This is a genomic window from Castellaniella sp. GW247-6E4, assembly GCF_040276065.1.
Taxonomy (GTDB): domain Bacteria; phylum Pseudomonadota; class Gammaproteobacteria; order Burkholderiales; family Burkholderiaceae_B; genus Castellaniella.
Window position 1 is genome coordinate 1 of the sequence record NZ_JBELOI010000030.1, and the last position, 4654, is coordinate 4654.

7 protein-coding genes are annotated in these 4654 nt (G+C 54.0%); 3 read left to right on the top strand and 4 right to left on the bottom strand.

Going from position 1 to position 4654, the window contains the following annotated elements:
- Positions 1 to 321: 321 nt before the first annotated feature.
- From ABS761_RS16700 to merT, 3 genes are read right to left on the bottom strand one after another with little or no spacing between them, the layout of a single operon-like run.
- Positions 322 to 543 carry a GDCCVxC domain-containing (seleno)protein gene (locus tag ABS761_RS16700; protein ID WP_350409523.1) on the bottom strand — a complete coding sequence of 74 codons (222 nt, stop codon included), beginning with the start codon at positions 541 to 543 and terminating at the stop codon, positions 322 to 324.
- The gene (merP, locus tag ABS761_RS16705) at positions 540 to 824 is read right to left on the bottom strand and encodes a mercury resistance system periplasmic binding protein MerP (protein ID WP_269499742.1); all 285 of its coding nucleotides are present in this window, start codon (positions 822 to 824) and stop codon (positions 540 to 542) included. Before merP ends, ABS761_RS16700 begins: the two co-directional genes overlap by 4 nt.
- A gap of 12 nt (positions 825 to 836) precedes the next feature.
- Positions 837 to 1217 (bottom strand): mercuric ion transporter MerT, encoded by a 381-nt coding sequence (merT, locus tag ABS761_RS16710; protein WP_323011195.1) that lies wholly within the window; start codon positions 1215 to 1217, stop codon positions 837 to 839.
- Positions 1218 to 1257: 40 nt separating this feature from the next.
- Here merT and merR point away from each other — a divergent pair, with 40 nt between their 5' ends.
- Both merR and ABS761_RS16720 read left to right on the top strand, forming a co-directional pair.
- Positions 1258 to 1689, top strand: a complete 432-nt coding sequence (gene merR / locus ABS761_RS16715) for a mercury resistance transcriptional regulator MerR (protein WP_323011194.1) — start codon at positions 1258 to 1260, stop codon at positions 1687 to 1689.
- A gap of 7 nt (positions 1690 to 1696) precedes the next feature.
- Complete coding sequence (locus ABS761_RS16720; RefSeq protein ID WP_323011193.1) at positions 1697 to 2755, top strand: DMT family transporter; 1059 nt, start codon at positions 1697 to 1699, stop codon at positions 2753 to 2755.
- 27 nt (positions 2756 to 2782) lie between these two features.
- Here the strand turns inward: ABS761_RS16720 and chrA are convergent, their stop codons facing one another.
- Positions 2783 to 4003, bottom strand: coding sequence for a chromate efflux transporter (gene chrA / locus ABS761_RS16725; protein WP_323012369.1), 1221 nt, complete (start codon positions 4001 to 4003; stop codon positions 2783 to 2785).
- Between the two features lie 275 nt (positions 4004 to 4278).
- On the opposite strand from chrA, the gene ABS761_RS16730 reads away from it, so the two are divergent.
- Positions 4279 to 4605 (top strand): class I SAM-dependent methyltransferase, encoded by a 327-nt coding sequence (locus ABS761_RS16730; protein WP_350409525.1) that lies wholly within the window; start codon positions 4279 to 4281, stop codon positions 4603 to 4605.
- The last annotated feature ends 49 nt before the right edge of the window (positions 4606 to 4654 follow it).

Genomic DNA, 4654 nt, shown 5'->3' on the forward strand with positions numbered 1-4654 from the left:
TTTTCTGCATTATGAAAACCGAGTCGATTGGGCTGGAAAAGCGGATTCTGAAATCGGCTTGATCAGACCTTCCCTAGCTAATTTCAGCCGCTCTTAATGAGAAAAGCATGGAAAACAAACTGGTGAAAATACTTCTTATTGTGCTGGCAGCAATCGGCCTGTTTGCTGTCATTGGATTTGTCGGTATGGCAATTATGATGGGCGGGATGATGGGGCGATGAGTAGAAAGGACGGGGTGTGGCACTGGCGCATCTTAGTACACCTCGTCCTAGAAGCAATAACAGAATTAACGTTAGCGATGTTGAACTCTTATCGACTGGCTTAGTTGCAACAACTGCTCTGTTTCCCTTGACCCTGAACTGGTGGACACGGCACCGAGCCGTAGGAGCAGTAAACACAACAGTCTCCAGGCTTAGGCTTTAGTACGGTATGGCACTGTTCGCACTCGTAGAACCACTGGCAGGCGTCGGTCGGCATGGTTTCCGTTTTGGTATACCCACATTCCGGGCAAGTCAGCGTCGATTCCAGGATAACGACACTCATTTTGCATGCTCCATCAATATCGAAGGATAGCCTGCGTTCGTCGTAGCTTGCACAAGGGCATCCACGGAGGTCTTAGTACTCTCGTACGTCACGGTAGCCAGCCGTTTTTCAAAGCTTATTTCTGCCTGACTGACACCCGGCACCTTAGTGAGTGCTTTCTTCACCGTAATAGGGCATACCGGACAATCCATCGTCGGTATAGATAAAGTAACAGTCGTGGGAACGGCCCAAGCTGGAGCGGTCAGTATGCTCAATGCGGCGGCTACAAGCATTTTTTTCATGACTTCTTCCTTCTAGTAGAACCATGGGGCGACGTAGGGGAACGCAAGTGCGCTCAGCGTTAGCCCGGATACGGTGCCGAATAACAATTTATAGATACGCTTGACTTGCGGTGTGGCACAAACATTCCCAGATGAGCAGACCAGGACAGGTCGCCAGATGCGTCGCCAAGCAAAGAACAACGCTACTAAAGCCACGCTCACGAAGACAGGCCGATATGGTTCGAGCACTGCCAGATTGCCAATCCATGCCCCTGAAAAGCCCAGTGTGATCAGTACCAGTGGTCCCAGGCAGCAGGTCGACGCCAGGACGGCAGCGATACCGCCCGCAAGCAATGCGGGATGCTTGGCCTGTGTTGTCGTCGTCGTATTTTTGCTCGTGGAATCTATTTGCATGGTGTAAGCTTACTTCTGTACTTAAGTACAGAGTCAATCAATGAAAAAAACCTCAAAAACGCTGACGGTGGGTCTGCTGGCGCAGGCGGCCGGAATTAACGTCGAGGCTATTCGCTTCTACCAGCGCAAGGGTCTGATGCCTCTACCAGAGCGCGCCTATGGCCGTATTCGCCACTATACCGACGCTGACCTTGATCGGGTGCGTTTTATCAAAGCATCGCAGCGGCTGGGTTTTAGCCTGGCCGAAGTAGGCGAACTGCTGAAGCTTGACGATGGCATGCATTGCGAGGAAGCGCGTGAGATCGCCGAGCATAAACTTCTAGACGTACGCGAAAAACTCGCTGATCTGCAGCGCATTGAAAGGGCACTGGATCAACTCGTGGCCCAATGCGGTTCAGCGCACAATGCAGTCAAATGTCCGCTGATTTCAGCATTGCACGAGTCAAGCGAATATCTCACCAAATCTCTATAGAGTTCGCATGTCTACACCTCACTGGAAGCAGAATCTACGTCAACCGGGCGTGATATCCGCTTTACTGGCGGCGCTGCTTTTCGGAGCAGGGACACCTCTGGCTAAATTATTGCTTGAGAGTGTTAGCCCCTGGCTGCTGGCTGGCCTGCTGTATTTAGGCTCGGGCATTGGGCTTACGCTTTATCGCCGCTTGACGCGCGCGCCAGCAGTGCGGCTACCGCGCTACGAAGTGCCTTGGTTGCTCGGAGCCATTGGCGCTGGAGGCGTGGTCGGTCCCGTTTTGCTCATGGTTGGTTTAACAGGGATGCCCGCATCGGGCGCCTCCTTGCTGCTCAATGCTGAAGGCGTGTTTACGGCACTTTTGGCGTGGTTTGTCTTTAAAGAGAATTTTGATCGCCGCATTGCACTCGGCATGGTGGCTATCGTCGCAGGGGCGCTGGTGTTGAGTTGGCCGGGCGAAGCGCACTTTGCCGGAGTTTGGCCTGCATTGGCGGTGCTCGGGGCCTGCCTGGCGTGGGGGATCGATAACAATCTGACGCGTAAGGTCGCGCTTACTGATGCCACGTGGATTGCTTCGATGAAAGGGCTGGTCGCCGGCATTGTGAATTTGATTTTGGCGTTTATTTTAGGTGCTTCGCTGCCCACATGGCCAAGCTTGACTGGTGCCATGGTGGTGGGCTTTTTGGCGTATGGCGTAAGCCTCGCGTTGTTCGTGGTCAGCCTGCGCCATCTGGGCACAGCGCGTACCGGAGCGTATTTTTCAGTCGCACCGTTCTTTGGTGCTGTATTGGCAATTGCTCTGGGCGAATCGGTCACCGTGCCCTTGCTGGTCGCAGGGGCCTTGATGGCCGTCGGGATTTGGCTGCACTTGACTGAGCGCCATAGCCATAGCCATACCCATGAGGCGTTGGAGCATGAGCACCGACATACCCATGACGAGCATCACCAGCATTCGCACGATGTGCCTGTCGCGCCGGGTACAGCGCATAGCCATTGGCATCGCCATGAGCCGTTAACTCATGCCCACGAGCATTTTCCAGACGCTCACCATCGACACAAGCATTGATACCTATTCGTTATATTTGCGGTGAGTTTATAGGGCAATACTGAGTAACCAGCCGCCTAGTCCACACCCCAACACAGTAAGCCAGGGCGGAAGGCGCCAGAACATCAAGGCAACAAGAGCCATTAACGCCAGTCCAAAGTCGGTGGGCCGATGGATCGCACTGGTCCAGACCGGATCATAAAGGGCAGCCAACAACAGCCCAACTACTGCGGCATTCACGCCAATCAGCGCAGCTCGCATGCGTAAGTTGGTGCGTAACTGCTCCCAAAACGGCAGCGCGCCCAACACAATCAGAAACGAGGGCACAAAGATGGCGACCAGGCAAAGCAGGCCGCCCAGCCAGCCATTTGGCGATGCCGTCATTGACGCACCCAAAAAGGCGGCAAACGTGAAGAGAGGGCCTGGCACGGCCTGAGCGGCACCATAGCCAGCCAGAAACGTGTCATTGGCCACCCAGCCGTTAGGCACAACCTCGGCTTGCAATAAAGGCAAGATGACATGCCCACCGCCAAAAACCAAGGATCCGGCCCGGTAAAACACATCGAACATGGATAAGGCTTGGCTTGGCCAGGTCTGAACCAGCACAGGCAGCCCAATCAACAGAGCAATGCATAGCGTCAGGAAAATGGCACCGGTACGACGGCTCACCGTGATATCGAGCGGCTCATGCACCAATTCTCCAGTTGCTTTAAATAAAAACAAACCGGCGAATCCTGCTGCGATAATCACGCTTACTTGGCTCCAAATGCCTGGCCATGCCAGTACCACGCAAGCCACGATTGCCATAATGGTCACTCGTAGGGTGCCCGTGCAAAGGTTACGCGCCATCCCCCATACCGCTTGGGCAACGACGGCGACTGCCGCAATCTTTAAGCCCTGCAGTATTCCGCTCGGAACAGCTTCGCCCCACGTTGAAATACCGAGCGCGAAGAGTATGAGCATGGCCGCCGACGGAAGGGTGAAGCCCATCCATGCTGCGAGCGCACCGCCATATCCTGCACGAGATAGCCCAAGCGCCAAACCAACTTGGCTACTGGCAGGGCCAGGCAAAAACTGGCAAAGCGCGACAAGATCGGTATAACTGTTGTCGCTGAGCCAGTGCCGGCGGTTAACGAACTCCTCTCGAAAGTAGCCAAGATGGGCAACGGGTCCGCCAAACGACGTAAGCCCGAGCCGAAGAAAAATGAGAAACACTTTCCAGGCGTTGACCGCTTTGACAGGAGGGTCGCAGGTCGTCAATGGCGTCATTTTTCCGCTTGCCCTACGTTTAATTCTGAAAATAATCACCACACAGTACTCGAAGTTCTATGTTGTGTGGTTGCTTTGGTTGGCCTGAAGGTTGTGGTAATTTTATCCGTGTTGTTTCCCGTGCCGCGAGTCGGTCAGTTTGTTGAGAGGCCGTGTGTCATTGGTGCCGCAGATATTGGTCGAAATAAGGATAAACTGAGGGGGTGAGCTGGAAGAAGCCTTGTGGGGGCATCAAGCGTATCGCGCAGAGTAGATGTGCGATGAGAGGATTTGCCATGCAGTCAAAGGAACATTGGGATACCGTTTACGCCTCCAAGTCGAGTGATCACGTGAGCTGGTTTCAACCACACGCCAAGTTGTCGTTGAGGCTAATCAACGAAACTGGCATACCTGCCGACGCATCGATTATTGATGTAGGAGGTGGTGCGTCTACATTGGTTGACGACCTTCTGGATGGCGGCTTTTCCAATATTACGGTTCTCGATCTGTCTGCGACAGCCATGACAGCAGCTCAGCAGCGACTCGGTAGCCGCGCGTGTGCTGTCCAGTGGATGGAAGCTAAGGAAGGTCTGAACAAGTCCCCTGGACCTGTCAGAATGTAGGTTGTTGAACGAGACCCAATCAGGAAGCCCCCGATGAGCCAGTTGAGTT